This is a genomic window from Streptomyces sp. S.PB5 (genome assembly GCF_030403745.1).
GTDB lineage: Bacteria > Actinomycetota > Actinomycetes > Streptomycetales > Streptomycetaceae > Streptomyces.
Genome location: NZ_JAQMWP010000015.1, coordinates 249709 through 270931 on the forward strand (window position 1 = coordinate 249709; position 21223 = coordinate 270931).

The following is a 21223-nucleotide window of genomic DNA, read 5'->3' on the forward strand; positions in this document are numbered from 1 at the left end:
GGTGCCGTCGGGCACTCCGCTGGGGTCCTCGGACCTCCCTTCCGCGGCTCGGACGACGGGTGGGGTGGGCGGTCAGCCCTGGGGAGTTGACCTGTACTACTGCGACGCGCCGACCGGCTTGCCGTCGGGCCGGATGACGAACCACTGGCCGCCCACGCCCTGACCGTTGGTGTCCCCGGGCTTCTTGTCACCGGAGAAGGTGTAGATCGGCACGCAGTCGATGGTCTGCTGCTTCAGTCCGTCGGGCCGGTCGAAGATCACGTAGCCCTGCCCCCGGGGCCCGGAGCCCTTCAGGTCGATGCCCTTGGTGTCCTTGGCGTCGACCGGTGTGATGACCGGCCACTTGTCCAGGCACTCGCCGGTGCACGCCGTCTTCATCGGCCAGGGCGAGTCCTTCATGAAGCGGTAGACCGTGTGGCCGTTCTTGTCGATGACGATCTCGCCGAGCTCCGGGTCGTTGCGCGTGGACAGCCCGGGCAGGCCGGCCGCCTCGGCACCGCCACCGCCGCCACCGTCACCGCCACCGCCACCGCCAGCCTTCTTGCCGTCGGCGGCCAGCGCGTACCACTTGCCGCCCACACCCTGGCCGTTGACGTCCCCGGCATTGACGTCCTTCGCGTAGCGGTACGCCGCCCAGCCGCCGATCGTCAGCTGCTTGCTGCCGTCGCTGCGGGTCACCTCGCCGAGCAGGGACTTGTCGATGCCCTCGCCCGCCGTGACGTCGTCCGCGGGCACCGGCGGCCAGGTGGTCGCGCAGTCGCCGTCGCAGTTGGACTTCGGCGGCTCGGCGGTGTCGCTGTCGAAGCGGTACAGGGTCAGCCCGCCGCTGTCCGTCAGCACCTTGCCGAGCTCGGGATTGGTCACGACGGCCAGCTTGCCCGCGGGAGTGGCCCGGGACGCGGAGGCCGAGGGGCTGGCGACGCCGTTGCCCAGACCGGATCCGATGCCGGTACCGGCGTTGCCCGCGCTGCCGTAGTCACCGGCCGCGGCCGTCGCGCCCACGTTCTGGCTGCTCGCAGACGGGCCGGCTTCCTGGCCGCACGCCGTCGTCAGCGCCAGCACCGCCGCGGCGCCCGCCGCGAGTGAGGCGCTCCGCCAGGAGGTCTTCATCGTCAACTCCCCATAGTCGTACTGGTGTTGCAGCGCCCTACTGCGCCGCCGCACGGCCATGGGTACGGACGGAAGTGGCTGTTGTGTTCAACGGGGGCACATTTTTCTTTCCGGGAACTGTGCAGCGGGCCGATCACTCGTTCGGGGCAATCCCCCGGTACCCGGGCACGTGGCGGCGCGTTCTCGGTTCATGATCTGCGTCGTGCAGCGACCCGAACCGACCCAATACGCCCCGGCCATACGGGTGTTGTTGCTCTTGACACTGACATGGCTGGCCGTCGGCGCACCGGCGGGCACGGCGACGGCGGATGCCTGCGCCTCCGTCTCGACCGGGCCGGACGGCATCACGGCGGTGGCGGCCGCCGGAAGCCTGACCTGGCCGACGCCCTCGCCGTGCCCGACACCCACGCCGACCCCCACACCCACACCGACGCCCACACCCACGTGCACGCCCACCCCGACACCGAAGCCACCCCCGACCGTGGTGCCCCGGCCGACCGTGACGCCGCCCCCGAAGCCACCCCCGCCCGCTCCGCGACCGACGCCACCCCAGCCTCGGCCGACACCGACACCGACACCGACACCGCCCCCACCCCCCGCACCCGCGCCCGCACCACCCGCCCCGGCCCCGCCACCGACTCCGACCCCCACACCACCGGCGGAGCCCACCCCAAGCCCCGCCGCAACCCCCGTGCACTACCCGGCCTACAAGGCCCCGGCGCCCCGGCGGGCCGCCGACAGCGGCACCTCGCCGCTCACCTTCGTCCTGCTCATCACGGTGCCCGCCCTGGCCGCCGTCGCCGCGCTGCGTCCGCGCTGATCCCTGGAGGCCTCTGTTGCCGGAATGGCTTGTTCTCACCCTCGCGATGCTGGCCGCCTGCGCCGTGGTGGTCCTCATCTCGGTCATCCGCCACAAAGCGGCGGCCCATGACGAGGACCCCAGCGAGACCCCGGACGTCATCGAGTACATGACGATGTGGATCGGCGTGGTGTACGCCATCGTCCTGGGTCTGGCCATCGCGGGCGTATGGGAGGGACGCAGCGCGGCCCAGGACCACGTACAGGCCGAGGCCGTGGCCCTGCACGAGATCTCGGAGCGGGTCCGGGTCTATCCCCCGGACGTCCGTGACCGCATTCGGGACGATGTCAACGCCTATGTCGGACACGTGGTGAACACCGAGTGGAAGGTGATGGCCGAGGACGGCGAGGCCACCGAGCGCGGCACCGTGCTCCTCGACCGGATCCGCCGGGACGTCACCGACTACGAGCCGACGACGGACTTCCAGGCCCAGGCCTACCAGCCGCTCGTCGATCAGGTGGCCGCGGCCGACCAGGCCCGCACCTCCCGCATCAACTCGATGGGGGCGACGATGCCGGGGGTGGTGTGGTTCGGGCTGATCGGCGGGGCCGTCGTCACCATCGGCATGGTCCTGGCGCTGCAGATCCGGCGTACCGCGCGGGAGCTGGTGCTCGCCGGGATCTTCTCCGCGCTGATCGCCTTCCTGCTCTTCCTGATCTGGGACTTCGACGCGCCCTACAGCCGGGGCATCACGGCCTCGGCGGAGCCCTTCGTGAATCTCTTCCCGGACATCAAGGGCTGACAGGCATCAAGGGCTGACAGGCCCTCGTCTGACGGACCGCCGGGGGACGGCCGACACGCCGTCGCCGTCCCCCGGGCGGCTTACACGAGTGCCCCATTCGCCCGACAGCGTTCGCGCAGGTGTGCGCACCTTCCTAGCGTTCCGGTCATCGAGGTGCATTTCTGGCGCAAGCGGAAAAGGTCCGCAAGCTGCTCCTCGGGGACCCGGAGGATTCACCATGCGCGCGATACGCGTAGCTTCGGCCGCTCTGCTGGGCGTCAGTGCCCTCGCCCTCTCCGCGCCGGCCGCTGCGGCGAAGGGGGACAACAACATCACGCCGTTCGGCTTCAGTGTGCAGCCCTCGACGATCGCGGCGGGTGGCCAGGTCACCCTGCAGCTGGACCGGGACAACGGCGGCTGTGTCGGCTCCGCGACGGTCAGCTCGGCGGTGTTCGACACGATCACCATCCCGGGGAACCGGTCGTCGGCGACGGCGGTGGTCGACTGGGACGCCAGACCGGGCGCGGTGTACAAGGTGACGTTCTCCTGTGACGGGGCCAGCGGTTCGACGAACCTGACCATCGCCACCGGGCGCACCAGCCCGGCCCCCACCCCGTACCCCTACTACCCGAACCGGGGTGTGCACGCCGGTGAGGGCGGCACGATCGCCGGATTCGATCTCAAGGAGATCGGGCTCGGTGCCGCACTGATCGTGGGCTCGGTCGGGGCGGCGTACCACTTCTCCCGGCGCCGCACCGGAGAGGACGGCGCCTGACCGCCGCGGTCTCCGGCACAGGCCTTCGCCCCGGCACCCTTCCCAGGGTCCGGGGCGAAGGCCTGTGTCCGTGCGCTCAGCGGTCTCCGAAGGGGAAGCTCAGATGCGCTTCTCGGAGCGGCGGCGCATCCAGAACAGCCCGCCGCCGATGACGGCCGCGGCCACGAGCCCGCCGCCGATGGCCATGTCGGTCGGGGTCGCGCCGGCGGAGCTGCTGCCGCCGAGACCGCCGCGGACACCGCCGATGACGGTGAAGACGCTGTTGAACGTCTTCGGCGTGCCTTCGCAGGTGGTGGTGACGCTGTACGCGCCCGGGTTGGCGTTCGCGTTGACGGTCACCGTCGCGGTGGCTGTGCTGCCGTCCTTCGAGATGAGCGGCGTGGTCGGGAAGGCGTTCGAGCTGATGGTGCTGCCCATCGCGGCGCAGGCAGTGCCACCGCTGACGGTGAGCACCAGCTGACCGCCCCGGGCGATGACGCTGGGCGCGGCGCTGACACCGGTGGGCTGGGTCCAGGCCGACGCCGTAGGGGCGGCGAGCCCCACGACGGCGACCGCGGCGACAGAGGCCGCCAGGGCACGGGTGGTACGCATGTGATCCTCCGCGGAAGGCGCCCCGGGAACGGTCCCCGGTGGATCGGCGAGAAAGCACCTCCCAGAAAGACCCTCAGTTGCCGTGCCGGAGCGCGCATTTCGGCGATGGTCCGTCCTGGTGAGAGGACACGCCGAACGAAAAGCGCACAATCGGATATTGCCGCAGGTCACGGACCGTCAGAAATTTCCTGCCGACGGCAACTCGGATGGCGCACCCACCGGTATGGCGGCCACCCGTTCGCTGCTGTCGCGTCGCCGGATGCGCGAGCGGTACCTAGCGTTCTCGTATGCGCGAAATGACGGGGCGACGGCCGCGTCGAGAGGGGAAGTCGAATGTCTGCGTCCGAACTGGCCGATCTGGCCGAAGAGGAGGAGCAGCGGAAGAGGCGCGCTCCTTGGGGCGTGATAGCGCTTGTGCTGCTGACCGGCCTCGCTCTCATTCGGAATGGTTCGGGAGAGTTCGACGTGGGTCCGCCGCAGCCGGCGACCGCCGCTGCGGCGGACAGTCGTGTTCCCGGCACCTTCGGCGGGTCCGCGAAGCCACTGCCGTACTCGGTGCCCGAGCGGGTGCGGATTCCCGCGATCCAGGTCGACGCGCCGGTCGTGCCCGTCGGTCTGGACGCCGACGGCTGGGTGGACGCGCCGCCGCCCGAGGACCCGAACCTGGCGGGCTGGTTCACCGGTGCCGTCGCTCCGGGTGAGAAGGGCACGGCCGTCGTCGTCGGCCATGTCGACAACAAACTGGGCCCCGCCGTGTTCTACGGACTCGGGGCCCTGAAGAAGGGAAATCGCGTCGAGGTGCGCCGCCACGACGGAAAGACGGCCGTGTTCGAGATCTACGGCATCGAGGTGTTCGAGAAGAACAACTTCCCGGGCGACCGTGTCTACGGTTCGAAGGGAACTCCCGAACTACGGGTCATCACCTGCGGGGGCGGTTTCTCCAAGCAGAACGGCTACGCCGGGAACGTGGTCTCCTTCGCCCGTCTGGTCGAGGTCCGCTGAGCTTTCCCCGACCGGACGGACGCGGAGCGGACGTTATGCGTCATGCCGTCTCGGGACGGTGACGTGATAACCGGAGTCCAGAAGCTGCGGCAGATAATCACGCAGCGCCCGGACACTCTGGGAACGGTCGCCCCCGGCGTCGTGCGAGAGCACCACGACGCCGGGGGCGGCGCCGTTCTCGACCCGGCCGACGATGCTGCGGGCCGGGGGCGCGGTCCAGTCGAGGGTGTCGACGGTCCATGCGAGGGGTTCCATGCCCAGCTCGGCGCCGAGCTGGAAGGCGGCGCGGTTCCAGGCCCCGTAGGGCGCGCGGAACCACTGGGGGCGCTCGCCGTACGCCTCCTCGATGACATCGCAGGTGCGTTCCATCTCGGAGCGGATCCGGCCGCGGCTGAGCCGGGTGAGCAGGGGGTGGGACCAGGTGTGGTTGCCGACGGCATGGCCCTCGTCGGACATCCGCTCCAGCAGCTCCTTGTTGTCGACCGCCATCTCGCCACAGACGAAAAACATCGCGCGCACGTCGTACTCCGCCAGGATGTCCAGGATGTCGGGCGTGTAGCGGGGATCGGGTCCGTCGTCGAAGGTCAGCACCATGGTGCGGCCGCGCCCGGACACCTTCAGGAACGGCTCGTGGCGCACCAGGGTCCGGCTGCGGGCGGCGCGCGGCGGGCCGTAACCGGTCAGGGGCTGGAGGCGGTAGGCGGAGGGCTTGAGCGGGCGGCTCGCCTGGGGACCCGTGGCGGGGAGCACGGGCCGCTTCGGGGGCTCGCCGCCGGCCGCCGTGAACAGTCCGGCGGTGCCGGCCGCCCCGACCGCGGCGGCGCCGGCGAGCAGGACCCGGCGGCGGGAGAGCAGCCGTGTGAGCAACTGATCCTTCGTCATGACTCATCAGTCGCCCGAACCATGGCCGACGCACCAGGACATGCCCGGTGCGGCGGCAGGAAACCACTCGCCCGGCCTAGGGCGGACCGTCAGCGGCGGCGCACCAGAGGGAACGGCAGTGTCTCGCGGATGGTCAGCCCGGTGAGGAACATGACGAGCCGGTCGACCCCGATGCCGAGGCCTCCGGTGGGCGGCATCGCGTACTCGAGCGCGTCGAGGAAGTCCTCGTCGAGCTCCATCGCCTCGGGATCTCCCCCGGCGGCGAGCAGCGACTGCTCGGTGAGGCGGCGGCGTTGCTCGACGGGGTCGGTGAGCTCCGAGTAGGCGGTGCCGAGTTCGGTGCCGAAGGCGACGAGGTCCCACCGCTCGGCCAGCCGCGGGTCCCCCCGGTGCTGCCGGGTGAGCGGGGAGACGTCGGTCGGGAAGTCCTTGTAGAAGGTGGGCAGCTGGGTCCGTTCCTCGACGAGCCGCTCGTACATCTCCAGTACGACGTCCCCGCGGCCGTCGTCGGCGGTGTACGGCACGCCCGCGCGGTCGCAGTGCCGGTGCAGCCGCGGCAGTTCGGTGTCGGCGTCGATCTCCTCCCCCAGCGCCTCGGAGATCGCGCCGTACACGGTCTTGACCGGCCAGTGACCGGAGATGTCGTGCTCGGTGCCGTCCTTGCGGGCGATGGGCGCGCCGAAGGCGGCGGTGGCGGCGCCCTGGATCAGTTCGCGGGTGAGGTCGAGCATCACGTCGTAGTCGGCGAAGGCCTGGTAGGCCTCGAGCATCGTGAACTCGGGGTTGTGCTTGTAGGAGACGCCCTCGTTGCGGAAGGTGCGGCCCATCTCGAAGACCTTCTCCAGACCGCCGACGCAGAGCCGCTTCAGGTACAGCTCGGGGGCGATGCGCAGATGGAGGTCGAGGTCGTAGGCGTTGATGTGGGTGGTGAAGGGGCGGGCGTTGGCGCCGCCGTGGATCTGCTGGAGCATCGGTGTCTCGACCTCCAGGTAGCCGCGCTCCAACAGGCCCTGGCGCAGGGCCTGTACGGCGGTGGAGCGGGCGCGGACCACGTCCCGGGCGGCCGGGCTGGAGACCAGGTCGACATAGCGCATGCGGACCTTGGCCTCGGGGTCGGTCAGGCCGCGGCGTTTGTCGGGGAGGGGGCGCAGGCACTTGCCGGTGAGCTGCCAGGAGGTGACGAAGAGGGTGGGTTCACCCTTGTCGCTGACGCCGGCCGTGCCGGTGGCGGTGATGTGGTCGCCGATGTCGGTGCCGGCGGTGAAGCGGTCGAGGCCGGCGCCGGACTGCGAGCGGGTGAGGGCGAGTTGGTGGTCGCCGGACCAGTCCCGCAGGGTGACGAAGACGATCCCGCCGAGGTCCCGCACCCGCATGACCCGGCCCGCGACGGTGGCCGTGCCGTGCCGGGCGGCGGAGCCCTCGCGGAGTTCGGCGAGGGTGTGGGTGCGCGGCGGGATGCCGACGGGGTAGGGGTCGATGCCCTCGGCGCGCAGCCGGTCCAGTTTCCGGTGCCGGATGCGGGCCTGCTCGGGCAGACCCGCATCCGGACCGCCGGCCCCGGCCTCGTCCCCTCCGTCGAGGCCGAGCGCCGACAGCGACGGCAGGCCTTCGGTGGTGGCCGGCCGCGGCCCGGCCTTCGGGTGCCCCTTTCCCCAGAGTTTGCGCAGCGACGGTACGGAGACGAAGCCCTCGGCGATTGCGGAGGCGAGGCCGATCCGGGCGAGGGCGCCGGTCTCGCCGTAGCAGATGAAGCGGGGGTACCACTCGGGCCGGTACTTGGCGTTGGAGCGGTACAGGGCCTCCAGCTGCCACCACTTGGAGAAGAACAGCAGGAGCCTGCGCCAGAGTCTGAGGACCGGTCCGGCGCCGATGCGGGCGCCCTCCTCGAAGACCGAGCGGAAGACGGCGAAGTTCAGCGAGATCCGGCGGACGCCCAGTTTCGGGGCCAGCGCGCAGAGTTCGGCGACCATGAACTCCATGACCCCGTTGGGGGCGGTGCGGTCACGGCGCATCAGGTCGAGGGAGATGCCGTCGGTGCCCCAGGGCACGAAGGAGAGCAGGGCGAGGAGTTTGCCGTCCTCGCCGAGGGCCTCCACGAGGAGGCAGTCGCCGTCGGCGGGGTCGCCGAGGCGGTCCAGGGCCATGGAGAAGCCGCGTTCGGTCTCGGTGTCGCGCCAGGCGTCGGCCTTGTCGACGACCTCCTCCATCTCCGCGTCGGTGAGGGCCGAGTGGCGGCGGATGCGGCAGTGGGCGCCGGTGCGGCGGACCCGGTTGACGGCTTGGCGGGTGACGCGCATGTCGCGGCCGCCGAGGTCGAAGTCGGACACGTGCAGGATCGCCTCGTCGCCGAGTTGCAGGGCACCGAGTCCGGCGCGGGCGAAGGCCTTGGCGCCTTCCTCGGAGGCGCCCATGGCGGCGGGCGCCCAGGCGTGCCGGCGGGCCGCGTCGAGCCAGGCGGCGATGGCGTGCGGCCAGGCCTCGCGGTCGCCGACGGGGTCGCCACTGGCGAGGCAGACGCCGGCCTCGACGCGGTAGGTGACGGCCGCCTTGCCGCTGGACGAGAAGACGACGGCCTTGTCGCGCCGGGTGGCGAAGTAGCCGAGGGAGTCCTGGTCGCCGTACGCCCCCAGCAGGGCGCGGATGCGGGACTCCTCGTCGCCGTGCAGGGCGGCCTCCATGCGCTGTGAGCGGAAGAGGGTCGCGGCGGCGTTGAGGAGGGCGAGGGCGCCGAAGAGGCCGAGGAAGAAGAACAGAGGGCGGGGCGGGTCGCCGTCGAAGGAGCGGCCGGAGACCAGGCCGCCGCAGACGCGGTTGGCGGCCCAGAGCAGGCGCTGGCCGCTGGGCAGGGTGCCGGGGAAGAGCGCGACCAGGCCCCAGCCGGCGAGGATGCCGAGCGCGAGGCCGGCGAAGAGCACCAGGACGGCCCGGCGTACGGCGGCGCGGCGGGAGGCGGCGTAGAACTCGCCGCGGGCGACGACCAGGAGGGCCAGGGCGAGGGCGCACACGACGAGGGAGGGGATGGAGTCGACGTAGAGGCCGACGGCCACGCCGAGGGCGTCGACGAGGATCAGCAGGCCGAGGTAGACGACCACCAGCCACCAGGCGACCTTCTTGCGGGCGGCGGTCGCGCCGGCCAGCAGGAAGAGGAAGACGGCGTAGGCGAGGTTGGCACTGACCGGGACGATGAGCAGGTCCAGGAGGCGGACCACGGGGCGCAGCAGCCGGCGCAGCGGCGGGACGAGGGCGAGGAGCAGGCACAGCAGGCCGAGGGCGCCGAAGAAGGTCGCGAAACCTTCCGGCACCCTGCTGAGGAAGCCGCTGCCGGGCCGCCGTACCGGGGCCTTGGTGTCCTTCGCCGGGGCGGCCTCGACGGTGGCACTCATGTTCCGACTGTAGGAACTGCCGGGCCGCCTCGCCCGTCGGGAGGCCCCGCCCGCCTTCGGGAACTGGGGATTCCGATAGCCTCCAGCCGTGACGGAACAGCACTCGCACCAGTTCGAGCGGGGCACCGACGGGCCCAAGGTCATCGTGGTCGGGGTGGACGGCTCCGACTCCTCCCTTCGAGCCGCGGCATATGCCGGAGGCCTGGCCCGCCGCCAGCACGCGCTCCTCGCGGTCGTGTACGTGCAGCCGGTGATGACGGCGGGCGCGGCGCTCGGGGCCCCGGTCGCGGAGACGACCGACGAGATCGCCGAGGACCTGGTCGCCCAGATCCGGGTGGCGACCGAGCAGACGAAGGGGATATTCGACGTGCGCTGGGAGTTCCACACGTTCCGCGGCGACCCCTACAGCGGTCTGGTGAAGGCCGCGGACGAACTCAAGGCGGACGCCGTGGTGGTGGGCGCCTCCGAGCAGGCCGGTCACCGGATCGTCGGCTCGGTCGCGGTGCGGCTGGTGAAGGCCGGGCGGTGGCCGGTGACGGTGGTGCCGTAACGGGTCACGGTGGTGCGTGCAGCGCCTCCTCGCGCAGCCGGTCGAGGACCTTCAGGCCGCCGTCGGCGTCCATCCGGCGCGTGGTGACGCGGTCGGGGTAGCACCTGCGGAACATCGAGGTGAAATGGGTGCCGTAGTGGAGGTACTCGTCGCCGTCCGGCCGGGCCAGGGGACGGGCGACGGCGTTGAAGGCAGGTTCGTGGAAATAGGCGAGGGTGTAGCGCTCGCGGTCGGCCAGCCGGACCTTGTGCGGGGTCGACAGCAGGGCGCCGTCGGTCATGAACTGCATGATGTCGCCGGGGAAGACGGTGAAGACGCCGGGGACCGGCGTGACGAACGTCCACGGTTCGTCGTGCTCGTAGCGGCCGGCCATGGATTCGCCGGGGAGCCAGTTGCGGCCGCGTTGCTCGCCGGGGACGGGCGGGCGGATGTAGAGGCCGCCGACCTCGTCCTGGGCGGCGATCACGAGCAGGCCGTAGTCGGTGTGGGCGCCGATGCCGCGTTCGGACGTGGCGTCGGCGGGCGGGAAGCGCAGCACCCTCATGTGGTGCCAGCCGTCGGCGGTGAGTCGGGTGAAGCGGTCGGGGTCGTCCAGGCCGAGGCCCAGGGCGACCAGCCGCAGCAGCCGGTGGCCGATGTCGCCGGCCACCGCCATGTAGTCCTTCATGGCGCGGGCGTAGGCGGCCGACGGCCAGGGCGCGGGCCCGTGGCAGGGCCGGCGCTCGATGACGCGGGGGTCGTCGGCGGGGATGTCGGGGCAGACGGTGAAGATCTCCGAGCCGTCCCGCTCCCCCGCCGTCTCCTCCTCGCCGGAGGCGACGTAGCCGCTGTAGGTGAGGTCGGAGACATGGGTGGCCTTCTCGCGGAGCGGTCTGGTGCAGAAGGCCCGGGAGGCGGCCAACGCCCGTGCGGTGGCCGCCCGTTGGGGGTCGGTTGCGGTGATCTGGAAGATGCCGTCGGACTGCCAGGCCGCGACCAGTTCCTCGCCCAGGGGCCGGTGGTCACGGGTGACGTCGGACGGTAAGCGGAAGGTCCGAAGGGGCGTCGAGGTTCGTCTGTCGCTGCTCATGCCGGATACTCCGAGAGCGATACGAGTGGTTGCGCGTCAAACTACTGCCGCCCCCTTCTTCCTGAACAGTCATTCAGTCCACGTGGCCTCGCCACGTATTCCGTGACGTCGTTTGCCGGACGGAAAAAGGGAGAGCCCCACGGCCGCTCCCCGGGCGGTTGAGGGCGTCGCCCGGGGCGTTCTCCGCCGCAAAGCCGCCCGGCGCCGCGTGGAGACGGACGTCGGCGGGGAGCACCGGACCGCCTGGTCGCAGGGACCGTGACGGCCGACCGTCATCGGCGTAGGCGGTCCCCGCCTGCTTGCTCATGGGAGGGTCCCAGGGCGCGGAGGAAGTCCAGCAGGAGCGCGTTGAACTCCTCGGGCTTCTCCATGTTCGGGTAGTGCGAGGTGTCCTCGATGAGCACCGAGCGCCCGCCGGGGACGGTGCGGGCGAACCTCTCGGCGTCCGCCAGCAGGTCGGGCGAGTCGAGGGCGCCGTTGACCATGAGCACCGGGACGTCGATCTTCGGCACCCGGGGCCAGGTGTCGGTCATCGGCACGTGCCAGTTGCGCTCGCCCGGCGTGTGCTTGGCGACGGTGTGCAGGGCCATCTCCCGCACCCGGTCCAGGAGGGCGGGGTCGACCTCGTCGACGGTGCGGTTCACGCCGGCCACCGCCCCCAGGAACACCTTCGTCCAGCCCTCGATGTCACCGGCGTTCAGGGTGCGCGCCGACTCGGCCACGAAGTGCAGGGTCCGCGGGTCCGAGTACCGGAACTCACTGACCGTGGCGCCGCCGAGGACGACCCCCCGGACCAGCTCCGGGTACTCCAGCACGGTGTCGCTCGCGACGGCCGCGCCCATCGACACGCCGACCAGGACCGCGGGGCCGGCGTCGAGGTGCCGGAGCAGGCCCGCGAGGTCGTCGGCCCAGCGGAAGGGCCCGCTCGCGTTGGCGGACCAGCCGTGGCCGCGGATGTCCGCCGCGACCACCCGGTACCCGGCGGCGACCAGGGCCGGTGTCTGCGCCTCGAAGACGCGGTGATCGGTGTAGCCGGAGTGGAGCAGGACCACGAGGTCGCCGCTGCCGGTGTCGCGGTAGGCGAGTTCGCCGTCGGGGGACGAGAAGTAACTCAGTTCCGAAGCAACTGTCATGACAACCAAGGTGTCATCTTCTGGAGACTTTGACAACCCGGTTGTCATGATGGTCCGGTGCATGATGACCTGGTGAACGACATCGAGGAACCACTGCCGCCCGACGAGCTCGGCCATCGGGTCAGCGAGGTGTTCGACCTGATCGGCGCGCTCTACCGGCGCGGTCTGCGCAAGCTGGAGCAGAGCGAGGAGGTCGAGGGGGTGTCCGTGGGGGTGCGCTCCGTGCTGGTCCTGCTGCACCGCTACGGGCCCATGACGGTGCCTCAGATGGGCCGGATCATGGCTCTGACCCGGCAGTTCGTCCAGCGGATGGCCAACGAGGCGATGGACCGCGGCTGGGCCGAGGCCACCCCCAACCCCGCGCACCAGCGGTCCTCGCTCATCCGCATCACGGAGGACGGCGAGGCCGTCATCACCGCGATCCTCGCGCGCGAGCACGCCCTGAACCGCCAGGTCGGCGGAGAGCTGACCGAGGCCGAGCTCAGAGCGTGCACGCGCGTGCTGAAGGAGATGCTGCGGACGTTCGACCACGTCGATGTGGAGTGACTACTTCCCCATCGTCAGACCGTCCTTGGCCGCACCCCGGCTCAGCACCACGTCCCGGATCCGGTCGCGCACCCCGCTCAACTCGGCGCCGTCGGCGATCGCCCGGTTGAGGTTCACCACCCGGCCCGCGTCGATGTCGAAGAGCTGCGGGATGAACTCGGCCTTCCCCACCTCCCACCGGCCGCCCGGTTTCGCGGGCGGCACGAAGGTGAAGCGTCCGATGCTCGACCGGTTGCCGCGCGGGTCCTGGACGCCCTGGTGGTTGTACATCTCGCCGGCGATCTGGTCACCCATGCCGTAGACGACCCAGGTGCCGTTGACCTTCTCGTACGCCTGCGGGACATGGGCGTGGGTGCCGAGGATCAGGTCGATGTCGGGGCGGCCGTTCGTGCGGGACGCGGTGAGCGAGCGGGCGAGCGTGAGCTGCCGGTCGTCGGGGGCGTCCTGCCATTCGGTGCCCCAGTGCACGGAGACGACGACCACGTCGGCACCGGCCCGCCGGGCGGCGCGGGCGTCGGCGAGGATCCTGTTCTCGTCGATGAGGTTGACGGCCCAGGGCTGCCCCTGCGGCAGGGGGTAGCCGTTGGTGTCGTAGGTGTAGGAGAGGTGCGCCACCTCGGCGTCGCCCGCGCGCAGGACCGTGACGGTGCGCGCCTCCTGCTCGGTGCGGGCGGTCCCGGCGTGCCGGACGCCCTCACGGTCGAGGGCGTCCAGGGTGCGGCGGATGCCGTCGGCGCCGTCGTCGAGGCTGTGGTTGGAGGCGGTGGAGCAGCCGTCGTAGCCGGTGGCGGCGAGGCCCTTCGCGACCTCGGGCGGGGACTTGAAGGCCGGGTATCCGGTGTAGTCGCCGTTCGCGCCGTAGACCGTCTCCATGTGACACAGCGCCAGGTCGGCACGGGAGACGAGCGGTTCGACGCCGGAGAGCATCGGGCGGAAGTCGTAGCCGGTGCCGCCCGCGTCGTAGCGGGCGCGGTCGATGACGGAGCTGTGCGGAAGGACGTCGCCGGAGGCGACGAGTGTGAAGCCGCGGGGCCCGTCGGCGGACGGGGCCGGGCGGCCGGGACGCTCGGGTGGTTCCCTGTGCTGGGCCTGGCAGGCGGCGCCCGCGGCCAGGAGGGCCGTGAGGGCCAGGGCCACCTGTCGTCTGCGTGCAATCATCAGCTCACCCCACTGTGATCATATTTACGCACAAATAAGTACGAAGATGAACACAGCCGCAAACGGTCCGGGCACCTTCATTCGCCCGATGGACGATGTGGAGGGAACCGTTCGTCGTACCGTTCGTCGACGCGATCGACCGTCCGCCGCAGATCCGGGTACGTGCCCTGTCCCTCACGGTCGCCCTGCGATGCCATACGGCCATGACGGCCGGAACCACGATCACCAACGGGACGACCGCCGAGCACGAGCTCGCCGCACTGCAGCGGGAGCACGGCCGGCCGCTCTTCGCATTGCTGCTGAGGCTCTGCGACGGCGACCGACAGCGCGCCGAGGACCTCGTCCAGGAGACCCTCGTACGGGCCTGGCAGCATCCTGAGGCCCTGCGCGCCGACGACTTCGACTCCGTACGCCCCTGGCTGCTGACCGTGGGACGGCGGCTCGCCATCGACGCGCGGCGGGCCCGGCAGGCGCGGCCGCCGGAGGTCGGGGACGCGATCCTGGAGAACGCGCGGGTCTGCGCCGATCACGCCGAGCGGGCGGCCGCGGCCCTCGATGTCCGCGAGGCTGTGAAGACTCTCACTCCGGAGCACCGTGAAGTCCTGGTGCTGGTGTATTTCCAGGGGGCGAGTGTGGCGGAGGCCGCGGAAACCCTCGGGATTCCGCCCGGTACCGTGAAGTCCCGCGCGTACTACGCGCTGCGCGCCCTGCGCCGGGTACTGCCCGGATACGCGGCCGACCTGCGATGAAACTCATGATGCAGCAAAGGCTTCGTAAAGCGCCTTGCTGACGACCATGGTTGAGTAATCGGCTGTCTTCATCCGTGTTCCGCACTGGGGCCCGGTAACGGGCGACGCGCACGCACCGGAGGAAGGCAGGAAGGGATGCAGCACAGAGGTCAAGAGAGCACGGACGGCGCCGGCGGCGGGGAACTCACCGTCCCCATGGCCTGGTTGTACGCCGAGTACATCGCCGACGAGCTGCTGCGGACCGGCGACCTGATGCCGCCGACGTCCTTCGAGTTCCGTGCCGGGCGCGACGCCCTGGCACTGACCATCTTCCTGTCCGACACCGACGGCGAGCTCTCCGGGATCCGGGTCGTCTCGCAGCTGGAGACCTGGCTGTCGCTGACGGCGTACGACCAGCCCTGGCAGGACTGGGTGCGCGAGCGCATGGCGCGGCTCGCGGCCGAGGCGATCGAATCCGGGGCGCCCGCGCCCGACTTGGACCTGGCCGAGATCGCCTGGCAGTGGCTGGAGGAGACCGAGCTCCTCGCCCCCGATCTCAACGCCGTACCGGGCGGTGGCGCGGGCCTCGGCGAGGACGAGGGGCCGCAGGTGTGGACGAAGGCGTGGCAGCTCGGGCTGCCGCTGGGGCACCTCGCCATCCATCTCTTCTAGCCGCGTGCGGCCCTCGGACGGGCGGTCCCGGACTTTTTTCGAACGGGACCAATCCTCGTGCCGGGCCGCTCCGAATCCATAGGTTGCGATTCTGTGTGTGCCTTGAGTGATTCGGCGGTCCGGTGCGTACCGGTGGGAGCAAGGAGTAACCCCATCCGCACCCAACGGCACGAGGATTCCGCATGAGGTCCCAGGAGAGGCATCGCGACGTCGCCGCGTACGCGCTCGGCGTGCTGGACGAGGCGGACGCCTTCCGCTTCGAGGATCACCTCATGGAGTGCCCTCGGTGCGCGGCAGACGTCACCGAGTTCGGCCCCATCACCCGGCAGTTGATGCTGTACCGGCGCTCCACCCCGCAGTTCGTCAGCCCGCTGGCCAAGCCCGGCCCCCGGATGCTGGACCGGCTGCTCTCCGAGGTGGGGGCGCGTCATCGGGCCGGCCGCAGGCGGTTCCTGTGCGCCGTGGCGGCCACCGTGGCGTTCGCGGTGGCCGGCCCCGGGATCGTGATGGTCGCCCGGAGCGGTGACAGCGCGCTGCAGATCGAGGCGACCGACGCCCGCTCCGGCGTCTGGGCCCAGGTCACGGCCGAGGACGAGACCGCGGGCACCCAGGTGGAGCTGAAGGTCAAGGACGGAGCGGGCCCCCGTACCTGTCTCCTGGTGATCGTCGGCCACGACGGCTCCGAGGAGACGGTCGCCACCTGGAACGTCCCGCGCCACGACGCCCGCGCGCTCACCATGAACGGCGCCTCGTCCTACCACCCCGACCAGATCGCCCGTTACGAGGTCCGCACCACCGACGGCGAGCACCTGGTGACACTGAACTCCCGCTGAGAACGAACGCGCGGCACGGTCCCCGCGTCTCAGGAGCGACAATCGCTCGGTCCTGGGGGAACACATGCGCACACGCATCACACGCACGGTCGCTCTGCTGCTGGTACCACTCGCCCTGGCCATGGCCGGCTGCGGCAGCGAGCACGGCTCACGGGCCCGGATCGGCGACTCCGAATCCCGCGCCCAGAAGGTGGCCGACGCCTGGGACGGCTCCCGGGCCGCCGAGGTCTGGCGCGAGGGCTACTACCCCATGGCGGACGTGGTCCAGCTCCCGGACAACGCCTTCCGCAACGAGGCCGACAAGATGGCCTACGGCAACCACAGCTTCGTCCTCGACGGTGAACTGCCCACCACTTCCCCGGAAACGGGCAAGGTCGAATGGCGGAGCGGCGGTTCACTCACCCTGCCGCTCATGGGTGCGCAGGAGGCGTACGACACCATCGCGCCCGGTGGCCACAAGGGGCCCCACCTGACCGTGACCAAGGTGGAGTTGGGCAGGACGACCCTCGTCACCAGCCGGGGTCCGGCCACCGTCCCGGCCTGGCTGTTCACGCTGAAGGGCTACGACACTCCGCTCAAGCGGGTCGCCCTCGCCCCCTCGGAACTGCCCAAGTCACCGATCGGGCCCGCCCGGGAGACCCCGACGGACTGGCTGATGCCGCTCGAACAGTTCGTCAGGACCGGCGCGGACGGCCGGTCCGTCACCGTCCTCGCCGGGCACGGGGCCTGCGACGACGGGCCCGTCGTGCGCGCGCTGGAGACCGCCGGCAGTGTGGTGCTGTCCGCGGCGATCACCGGAGCGAACGACGGTTCGTGCACCTCCCAACTGCTCATGGAGAAGGTGACGGTGAAGCTGGATCGCGAGCTCGGCGACCGGGTCCTGCTGGACGCGTTCACGGGGGCGCCGGTGACGTTCGGGCACCGCACCGAGCACGGCTGACCCCGCTACTTGAGCAGCCGCGACAGCCGGCGGTCGGCGAGCGGCTTGCCGCCCGTCTGGCAGGTCGGGCAGTACTGGAGGGAGGAGTCGCTGAAGGAGACCTCGCGGACGGTGTCGCCGCACACGGGGCAGGGCTCGCCGGTGCGGCCGTGGACGCGCAGACCGCTCTTCTTCTCCGCCTTCAGGCGGCCGGCCGCCACCCCGCGGGAGCGCTCCACGGCTTCGGTGAGGGTGGCGCGCAGGGCCTCGTAGAGGCGTGCGGTCTCCTCCGGGGTGAGGGACGCGGCGAGTTTGAAGGGGGACATCCTCGCCGCGTGCAGGATCTCGTCGCTGTAGGCGTTGCCCACCCCGGCGATCAGGCTCTGGTCGCGCAGGGCGCCCTTCAGCTGCCGCCTCTCGGGCTTGAGGAGCGCCGCGAGGGCCGCCTCGTCGAAGCCGTCCGCGAGCGGATCCGGGCCCAGGCGGGCCACGCCCGGGACCTCCTGCGGGTCCTGGACGACGTACACGGCGAGGCGCTTTTGCGTGCCGGCCTCGGTGAGGTCGAAGCCCTCGCCCGTCTCCAGGGCCACCCGCATCGCGAGGGGGCCCTTGCCGGGCTTGGGCGGGCCGTCGGGGAGCCGGTCCCTCCAGTGCAGCCAGCCCGCCCGGGCGAGGTGGGTCACGAGATGCGGGCCGCCGTCCGTCTGAAGGTCGAGGAACTTGCCGTGCCGGTGCACGGCGACGACCTCGCGGCCCTCTACGGCGGTGAGGGGCGGGTCGTACGTCTTCAGGACGCTGATCGCGACGGGCAGTACCCGGACGATCTCATGGCCGACCAGGTTCTCGGTGAGGAAGTCCTTGAGCGCTTCGACCTCGGGGAGTTCCGGCATACGTCCAGAGTGCCACCTGAGGCGGGCGGGTTCAGCCCCGGTCCGGGACCGTGAACTCGCACCACACGCACTTGCCCCCGCCGCGCGCCTCCACGCCCCACACGTCGGTGAGCAGGTCGACGAGGAGCAGGCCGCGGCCCGAGACGCCCGACTCCCCCGCCTCGCGCCGGCGGGGCAGGGCGCTGGAGGAGTCCTCGACCTCGACGCGCAGGCGGCGGTCGGAGCCGGCCAGGACCCGCAGGGTGACGATGGCGGCGCCCTCGGTGTGCATGAGGGCGTTGGTGATCAGTTCGTCGGCGACCAGCTCGATCTCGTCGGCCCGGTCCCGGGCGCCCCAGGCGCGGACCGCGGCGCGGATCATGTGGCGGGCCTCGGACAGCGCGTCCGGGTCGCCCGAGGCGACGTGCTGCTGGAGCCGGCCGCCGGACTGCGGGGTGTCCAGGCTGCGGCGGCGCAGCAGGAGCAGGGCGACATCGTCGTCGCCGCCGCGTTCCTCGGCGACCTCGATGAGCAGGTCGGCGAGGTCGCGGACGTCGGCCGGGCCCGCGGCGATCAGCGCGGTGAGGGTCTGCATGCCGTCGTCGAGGTCGGCGCCGGGCTGTTCGACGAGCCCGTCGGTGCACAGCAGCAGGGTGTTGCCGGGGTCGAGCTCGACCGTGCCGACGGGGTATTCGAGGCTCCCGAACTCCGCGGACAGACCGAGCGGCAGTCCGCCCTCGACGGGGACGCGGCGGCAGCTGCCGTCGGGCTGCCGTACGAGCGGGTCGATGTGGCCCGCCCGGACCACCTGGACCACTCCGGTCGCGAGGTCGGCCTCGGCGTACAGGCAGGTCGCGAAGCGGTCGGTGTCCAGTTCGTGGAGGAAGACGGAGGCGCGGGCCATCACGGTGGCCGGGGTGTGGCCCTCGGCGGCGTACGCGCGCAGGACGATCCGCAGCTGGCCCATGACGGCGGCGGCGTGGGTGTCGTGGCCCTGGACGTCACCGATGACGGCACCGACCCGCCCGCCCGGCAGCGGGATGAGGTCGTACCAGTCGCCGCCGATGTCCCGCCCGAGGGAGCCCGCGGCAGAACCGGCGCGGTAGCGGACGGCGACGTCGGCGCCGCGCACGCTGGGGATGCTGCGGGGCAGCATGGCCTGCTGGAGGCCGCTGGCGAGGTCCTTCTCCTGTTCGTAGAACATGGCCCGCTGCAGGCTCTGGGCGATGCTGGAGCCGAGGGCGACCAGGACGTTGCGGTCCTCGGGCGAGAAGCCGTGCCGGTCGCTGTAGAGCAGGCCCATGGCGCCGATGGGTCTGGCCTGGGCGATCAGCGGCAGGTAGGCGGCCGAGGTGATGTTCAGGCCGGTGATGTGGGGCCACAGCAGCGGATAGCCGGCGGCGAACTCCTCCGGCGACTCGATGAACCGCGGGGTCAGGGTGCGCACGACCTCGCTCATCGGGTACGGCTCGTCGATCCGGGTGACATCGGTGCCGGGCACGAAGCTGCCCGCCGGGCCCTCGGCGATCAGCCGGATGCGGCCCGCCTCGACCAAGCCCATCACCAGGCTCGTAGCGCCGAGGTGGGTGAGGCCGTGGGTGTCCTTGAGCACGTCGATGACGTCCTCGACCGTGCGGGCGTACGCCAGGGCGGCCGTGGTGAGCTGGACGACGTTGGTCTGCTCCTGCCGGGCGGCGTCCTGGCCGGCCTGGTCGCGGCGGGCCTTGAGGTCGTCGAGTTCCTGGGTGGCGTCGCGCACGATGCCGACGATCCGGCGTGGCCGGCCCGTCTCGTCGCGCCGGATGTAGCCCTGGGTGTGGGTCCAGCGCAGCGTGCCGTTGCGGCAGCGGATGCGGAAGTACGTGCCGTAGTTCTCGCTGCCGTCCTTCATCGCCTGGGAGACCAGGGCGTCCAGCCGGTACCCCTCCGGGGGCGGCACCCGGATCGCGAGGGTCTCGGGGTGGCCGTCGTATTCGTCGGGGCGCAGGTCGAAGACCTCGTGGGCCTGGGCGTCCATGTGGAACAGACCGGTGTCCAGGTCCCAGTCGAAGCTGCCCATGCGGTTGAGCGCCAGGATCGGGTCCGGTTGGGCGGGCCAGTCGTCCGGGAGTGACGAGGCGCTCGCTCCCCGATCAACCATGGGGCCACCTTGCCAGGATTTGTATGATTCTTCGACTGGTGGGGGTCAGCTTTCCCGTACGTCGGTGGGGCTGTCGAAGATGCTGCCGGTGGTCGTCGGCTCGTCGGGGCCGTCGGGACTGTCCGGGATCAGGCCGCCGCCGTCGGGTACGTCGGGGGTGTCGGGGACGGTCTCGGGTCCGATGTCGGAGCCAGTTTCGGAGCCGCTGTCGGGGACGGGCTCCTCCTCGGCGCCCGACGGGTCCTCGACCGTGGGCCCGTCGGGCACGGTCGCGGTCTCCGGTGCGGTCGTCGGGGGCGGTGCCGTGACCGTCGAGAGCCTGTCCGGTGCCGAGCTCTGCGGGGCCGGGGAAGTGCTCTCGCCCGTGCTCGGGCTCACGCCGGACTCGCTCGCGGACGGGCTCACCGTCCATGCGGGTGTCGCTGTCGGATTCGGCGTCGGCGTCGGCGTCGGTGACACCGGGACCGGTCGTGGTACGACGTGGTCGTGTCGCGTGTCGTGCCCGCAGCGCCGCTCGATCCAGGTGTTGTCGACGACGTCGATGATCGTGATGTGGGTGATCACCCGGACCGTCGGGGCCACCACGACCACCTGCCCGTGCCGGTACCCGGCCCACGGCCGCCCCCTCGTCGCCGGCCCGTCGCCCGTCGCCCGGGCGGGCGTCAGCGGGTTGCCGCAGGCGCAGCGCACGCGCGGGACGCCCCGGTTGTCGACGAGGACGGCGGTGCCGGTCTGCAGGACGGACTGGAAGGCCGTGGCGTGTCCGTCCCGGTAGCCGTGGTTGGTGACGCGGGTGTCGGCGCGCAGTACGACGGAGGTGAGGGAGCGCAGATAGGCGGAGACCTGGTCCCGCCGGATGCCCTCGACCCGCGCGAAGGCCGCCTCCTTGGCGCGGTCGGCGGCCAGGTGTTCGATCTGCCGGTTCACATCGCAGCTGCCGGACCGGACGGTGCCGCCGTACAGCCCGGGCGTCCCGCCGGAGACGGACCGCACGCGCGGTCGCGCCGGTTGCTGCGTCCGGGTGACGGGCGAGGGTGTGGCCGCGGCCGTCGTCGTCCGGGTGGCCGTCGAGTCCGTGAAGGGGTCGGGTCCCTGGGCCGCGACGGGCTGGAGGAGGAGTTCTCCGCTGGATGCCGTGCTCTCGTCGCCGTTGCCGCCGCAGGCGGCGACGATCAGTGCCGCCGAGAGCGTGCAGGCCGTGACGAAGGTTCCGGTGGATGGACGCACCGTGTTCTCCCGCCTCGTGCCGGGCCGTTCGCCACCATTGTCTGCGTCACTCACTC

At 71.5% G+C, this 21223-nt stretch carries 20 protein-coding genes; 10 read left to right on the plus strand and 10 right to left on the minus strand.

The window, feature by feature from the left end; translation table 11 throughout:
* Positions 1–96: 96 nt before the first annotated feature.
* Positions 97–1110 carry an SCO0930 family lipoprotein gene (locus PH203_RS34680; RefSeq protein ID WP_289925268.1) on the minus strand — a complete coding sequence of 338 codons (1014 nt, stop codon included), beginning with the start codon at positions 1108–1110 and terminating at the stop codon, positions 97–99.
* Positions 1111–1801: 691 nt separating this feature from the next.
* On the opposite strand from PH203_RS34680, the gene PH203_RS34685 reads away from it, so the two are divergent.
* The 3 genes from PH203_RS34685 (at position 1802) to PH203_RS34695 (ending at position 3465) form a co-directional block, all read left to right on the plus strand.
* Complete coding sequence (locus PH203_RS34685; protein WP_289925270.1) at positions 1802–1930, plus strand: hypothetical protein; 129 nt, start codon at positions 1802–1804, stop codon at positions 1928–1930.
* Between the two features lie 46 nt (positions 1931–1976).
* Complete coding sequence (locus PH203_RS34690; protein ID WP_289925322.1) at positions 1977–2711, plus strand: DUF4239 domain-containing protein; 735 nt, start codon at positions 1977–1979, stop codon at positions 2709–2711.
* Positions 2712–2928: 217 nt separating this feature from the next.
* Positions 2929–3465, plus strand: a complete 537-nt coding sequence (locus tag PH203_RS34695; protein ID WP_289925271.1) for a hypothetical protein — start codon at positions 2929–2931, stop codon at positions 3463–3465.
* A 99-nt stretch (positions 3466–3564) separates the two neighbouring features.
* On the opposite strand, the gene PH203_RS34700 is transcribed toward PH203_RS34695, so the two are convergent.
* On the minus strand, positions 3565–4056 hold the full coding sequence (locus PH203_RS34700) for a hypothetical protein (protein ID WP_289925272.1): 492 nt from the start codon (positions 4054–4056) through the stop codon (positions 3565–3567).
* A 333-nt stretch (positions 4057–4389) separates the two neighbouring features.
* Here PH203_RS34700 and PH203_RS34705 point away from each other — a divergent pair, with 333 nt between their 5' ends.
* Positions 4390–5058, plus strand: a complete 669-nt coding sequence (locus PH203_RS34705) for a class F sortase (protein WP_289925274.1) — start codon at positions 4390–4392, stop codon at positions 5056–5058.
* Positions 5059–5091: 33 nt separating this feature from the next.
* On the opposite strand, the gene PH203_RS34710 is transcribed toward PH203_RS34705, so the two are convergent.
* Positions 5092–5940, minus strand: a complete 849-nt coding sequence (locus PH203_RS34710; protein WP_289925275.1) for a polysaccharide deacetylase family protein — start codon at positions 5938–5940, stop codon at positions 5092–5094.
* Positions 5941–6029: 89 nt separating this feature from the next.
* Complete coding sequence (lysX, locus tag PH203_RS34715; RefSeq protein WP_289925276.1) at positions 6030–9323, minus strand: bifunctional lysylphosphatidylglycerol synthetase/lysine--tRNA ligase LysX; 3294 nt, start codon at positions 9321–9323, stop codon at positions 6030–6032.
* 88 nt (positions 9324–9411) lie between these two features.
* On the opposite strand from lysX, the gene PH203_RS34720 reads away from it, so the two are divergent.
* Positions 9412–9873: a universal stress protein gene (locus PH203_RS34720; protein ID WP_289925277.1), complete on the plus strand. Its 462-nt coding sequence runs from the start codon at positions 9412–9414 to the stop codon at positions 9871–9873.
* Between the two features lie 4 nt (positions 9874–9877).
* On the opposite strand, the gene PH203_RS34725 is transcribed toward PH203_RS34720, so the two are convergent.
* Both PH203_RS34725 and PH203_RS34730 read right to left on the minus strand, forming a co-directional pair.
* Positions 9878–10942 (minus strand): 2OG-Fe(II) oxygenase family protein, encoded by a 1065-nt coding sequence (locus PH203_RS34725; RefSeq protein ID WP_289925279.1) that lies wholly within the window; start codon positions 10940–10942, stop codon positions 9878–9880.
* A 272-nt stretch (positions 10943–11214) separates the two neighbouring features.
* Positions 11215–12075 (minus strand): alpha/beta hydrolase, encoded by an 861-nt coding sequence (locus tag PH203_RS34730; protein WP_289925280.1) that lies wholly within the window; start codon positions 12073–12075, stop codon positions 11215–11217.
* Between the two features lie 72 nt (positions 12076–12147).
* On the opposite strand from PH203_RS34730, the gene PH203_RS34735 reads away from it, so the two are divergent.
* Positions 12148–12621 carry a MarR family transcriptional regulator gene (locus PH203_RS34735; protein WP_289925323.1) on the plus strand — a complete coding sequence of 158 codons (474 nt, stop codon included), beginning with the start codon at positions 12148–12150 and terminating at the stop codon, positions 12619–12621.
* On the opposite strand, the gene PH203_RS34740 is transcribed toward PH203_RS34735, so the two are convergent.
* The gene (locus tag PH203_RS34740) at positions 12622–13779 is read right to left on the minus strand and encodes a CapA family protein (protein ID WP_289925281.1); all 1158 of its coding nucleotides are present in this window, start codon (positions 13777–13779) and stop codon (positions 12622–12624) included. It lies immediately after the preceding gene.
* A gap of 203 nt (positions 13780–13982) precedes the next feature.
* On the opposite strand from PH203_RS34740, the gene PH203_RS34745 reads away from it, so the two are divergent.
* From PH203_RS34745 to PH203_RS34760, 4 genes are all read left to right on the plus strand, one after another.
* On the plus strand, positions 13983–14528 hold the full coding sequence (locus PH203_RS34745) for a sigma-70 family RNA polymerase sigma factor (RefSeq protein ID WP_289925284.1): 546 nt from the start codon (positions 13983–13985) through the stop codon (positions 14526–14528).
* 135 nt (positions 14529–14663) lie between these two features.
* On the plus strand, positions 14664–15179 hold the full coding sequence (locus tag PH203_RS34750; protein WP_289925285.1) for a hypothetical protein: 516 nt from the start codon (positions 14664–14666) through the stop codon (positions 15177–15179).
* A 182-nt stretch (positions 15180–15361) separates the two neighbouring features.
* Positions 15362–16012, plus strand: coding sequence for a zf-HC2 domain-containing protein (locus PH203_RS34755; protein ID WP_289925286.1), 651 nt, complete (start codon positions 15362–15364; stop codon positions 16010–16012).
* Positions 16013–16076: 64 nt separating this feature from the next.
* Positions 16077–16952 carry a hypothetical protein gene (locus PH203_RS34760; protein ID WP_289925287.1) on the plus strand — a complete coding sequence of 292 codons (876 nt, stop codon included), beginning with the start codon at positions 16077–16079 and terminating at the stop codon, positions 16950–16952.
* Positions 16953–16957: 5 nt separating this feature from the next.
* Here PH203_RS34760 and PH203_RS34765 read toward each other — a convergent pair whose 3' ends face one another.
* Genes PH203_RS34765 through PH203_RS34775 form a run of 3 tightly spaced genes read right to left on the minus strand, consistent with a single transcriptional unit; the run spans position 16958 to position 21167 of the window.
* Positions 16958–17821 carry a DNA-formamidopyrimidine glycosylase family protein gene (locus PH203_RS34765; RefSeq protein WP_289925289.1) on the minus strand — a complete coding sequence of 288 codons (864 nt, stop codon included), beginning with the start codon at positions 17819–17821 and terminating at the stop codon, positions 16958–16960.
* A 31-nt stretch (positions 17822–17852) separates the two neighbouring features.
* Entirely contained in the window at positions 17853–19940 is a 2088-nt protein-coding gene (locus PH203_RS34770; protein ID WP_289925290.1) for a SpoIIE family protein phosphatase, read from the minus strand.
* A 45-nt stretch (positions 19941–19985) separates the two neighbouring features.
* Positions 19986–21167 (minus strand): DUF6777 domain-containing protein, encoded by a 1182-nt coding sequence (locus tag PH203_RS34775; RefSeq protein ID WP_289925292.1) that lies wholly within the window; start codon positions 21165–21167, stop codon positions 19986–19988.
* Positions 21168–21223: the final 56 nt, after the last annotated feature.

Coding starts and splice junctions, on each gene's coding strand:
- lysX (WP_289925276.1), bottom strand. CDS start 9,323: ATGAGTGCCACCGTCGAGGCCGCCCCGGCGAAGGACACCAAGGCCCCG.
- PH203_RS34755 (WP_289925286.1), top strand. CDS start 15,362: ATGAGGTCCCAGGAGAGGCATCGCGACGTCGCCGCGTACGCGCTCGGC.
- PH203_RS34750 (WP_289925285.1), top strand. CDS start 14,664: ATGCAGCACAGAGGTCAAGAGAGCACGGACGGCGCCGGCGGCGGGGAA.
- PH203_RS34765 (WP_289925289.1), bottom strand. CDS start 17,821: ATGCCGGAACTCCCCGAGGTCGAAGCGCTCAAGGACTTCCTCACCGAG.
- PH203_RS34680 (WP_289925268.1), bottom strand. CDS start 1,110: ATGAAGACCTCCTGGCGGAGCGCCTCACTCGCGGCGGGCGCCGCGGCG.
- PH203_RS34745 (WP_289925284.1), top strand. CDS start 13,983: ATGACGGCCGGAACCACGATCACCAACGGGACGACCGCCGAGCACGAG.
- PH203_RS34740 (WP_289925281.1), bottom strand. CDS start 13,779: ATGATTGCACGCAGACGACAGGTGGCCCTGGCCCTCACGGCCCTCCTG.
- PH203_RS34760 (WP_289925287.1), top strand. CDS start 16,077: ATGCGCACACGCATCACACGCACGGTCGCTCTGCTGCTGGTACCACTC.
- PH203_RS34700 (WP_289925272.1), bottom strand. CDS start 4,056: ATGCGTACCACCCGTGCCCTGGCGGCCTCTGTCGCCGCGGTCGCCGTC.
- PH203_RS34725 (WP_289925279.1), bottom strand. CDS start 10,942: ATGAGCAGCGACAGACGAACCTCGACGCCCCTTCGGACCTTCCGCTTA.
- PH203_RS34690 (WP_289925322.1), top strand. CDS start 1,977: ATGCTGGCCGCCTGCGCCGTGGTGGTCCTCATCTCGGTCATCCGCCAC.
- PH203_RS34705 (WP_289925274.1), top strand. CDS start 4,390: ATGTCTGCGTCCGAACTGGCCGATCTGGCCGAAGAGGAGGAGCAGCGG.
- PH203_RS34695 (WP_289925271.1), top strand. CDS start 2,929: ATGCGCGCGATACGCGTAGCTTCGGCCGCTCTGCTGGGCGTCAGTGCC.
- PH203_RS34710 (WP_289925275.1), bottom strand. CDS start 5,940: ATGACGAAGGATCAGTTGCTCACACGGCTGCTCTCCCGCCGCCGGGTC.
- PH203_RS34770 (WP_289925290.1), bottom strand. CDS start 19,940: ATGGTTGATCGGGGAGCGAGCGCCTCGTCACTCCCGGACGACTGGCCC.
- PH203_RS34730 (WP_289925280.1), bottom strand. CDS start 12,075: ATGACAGTTGCTTCGGAACTGAGTTACTTCTCGTCCCCCGACGGCGAA.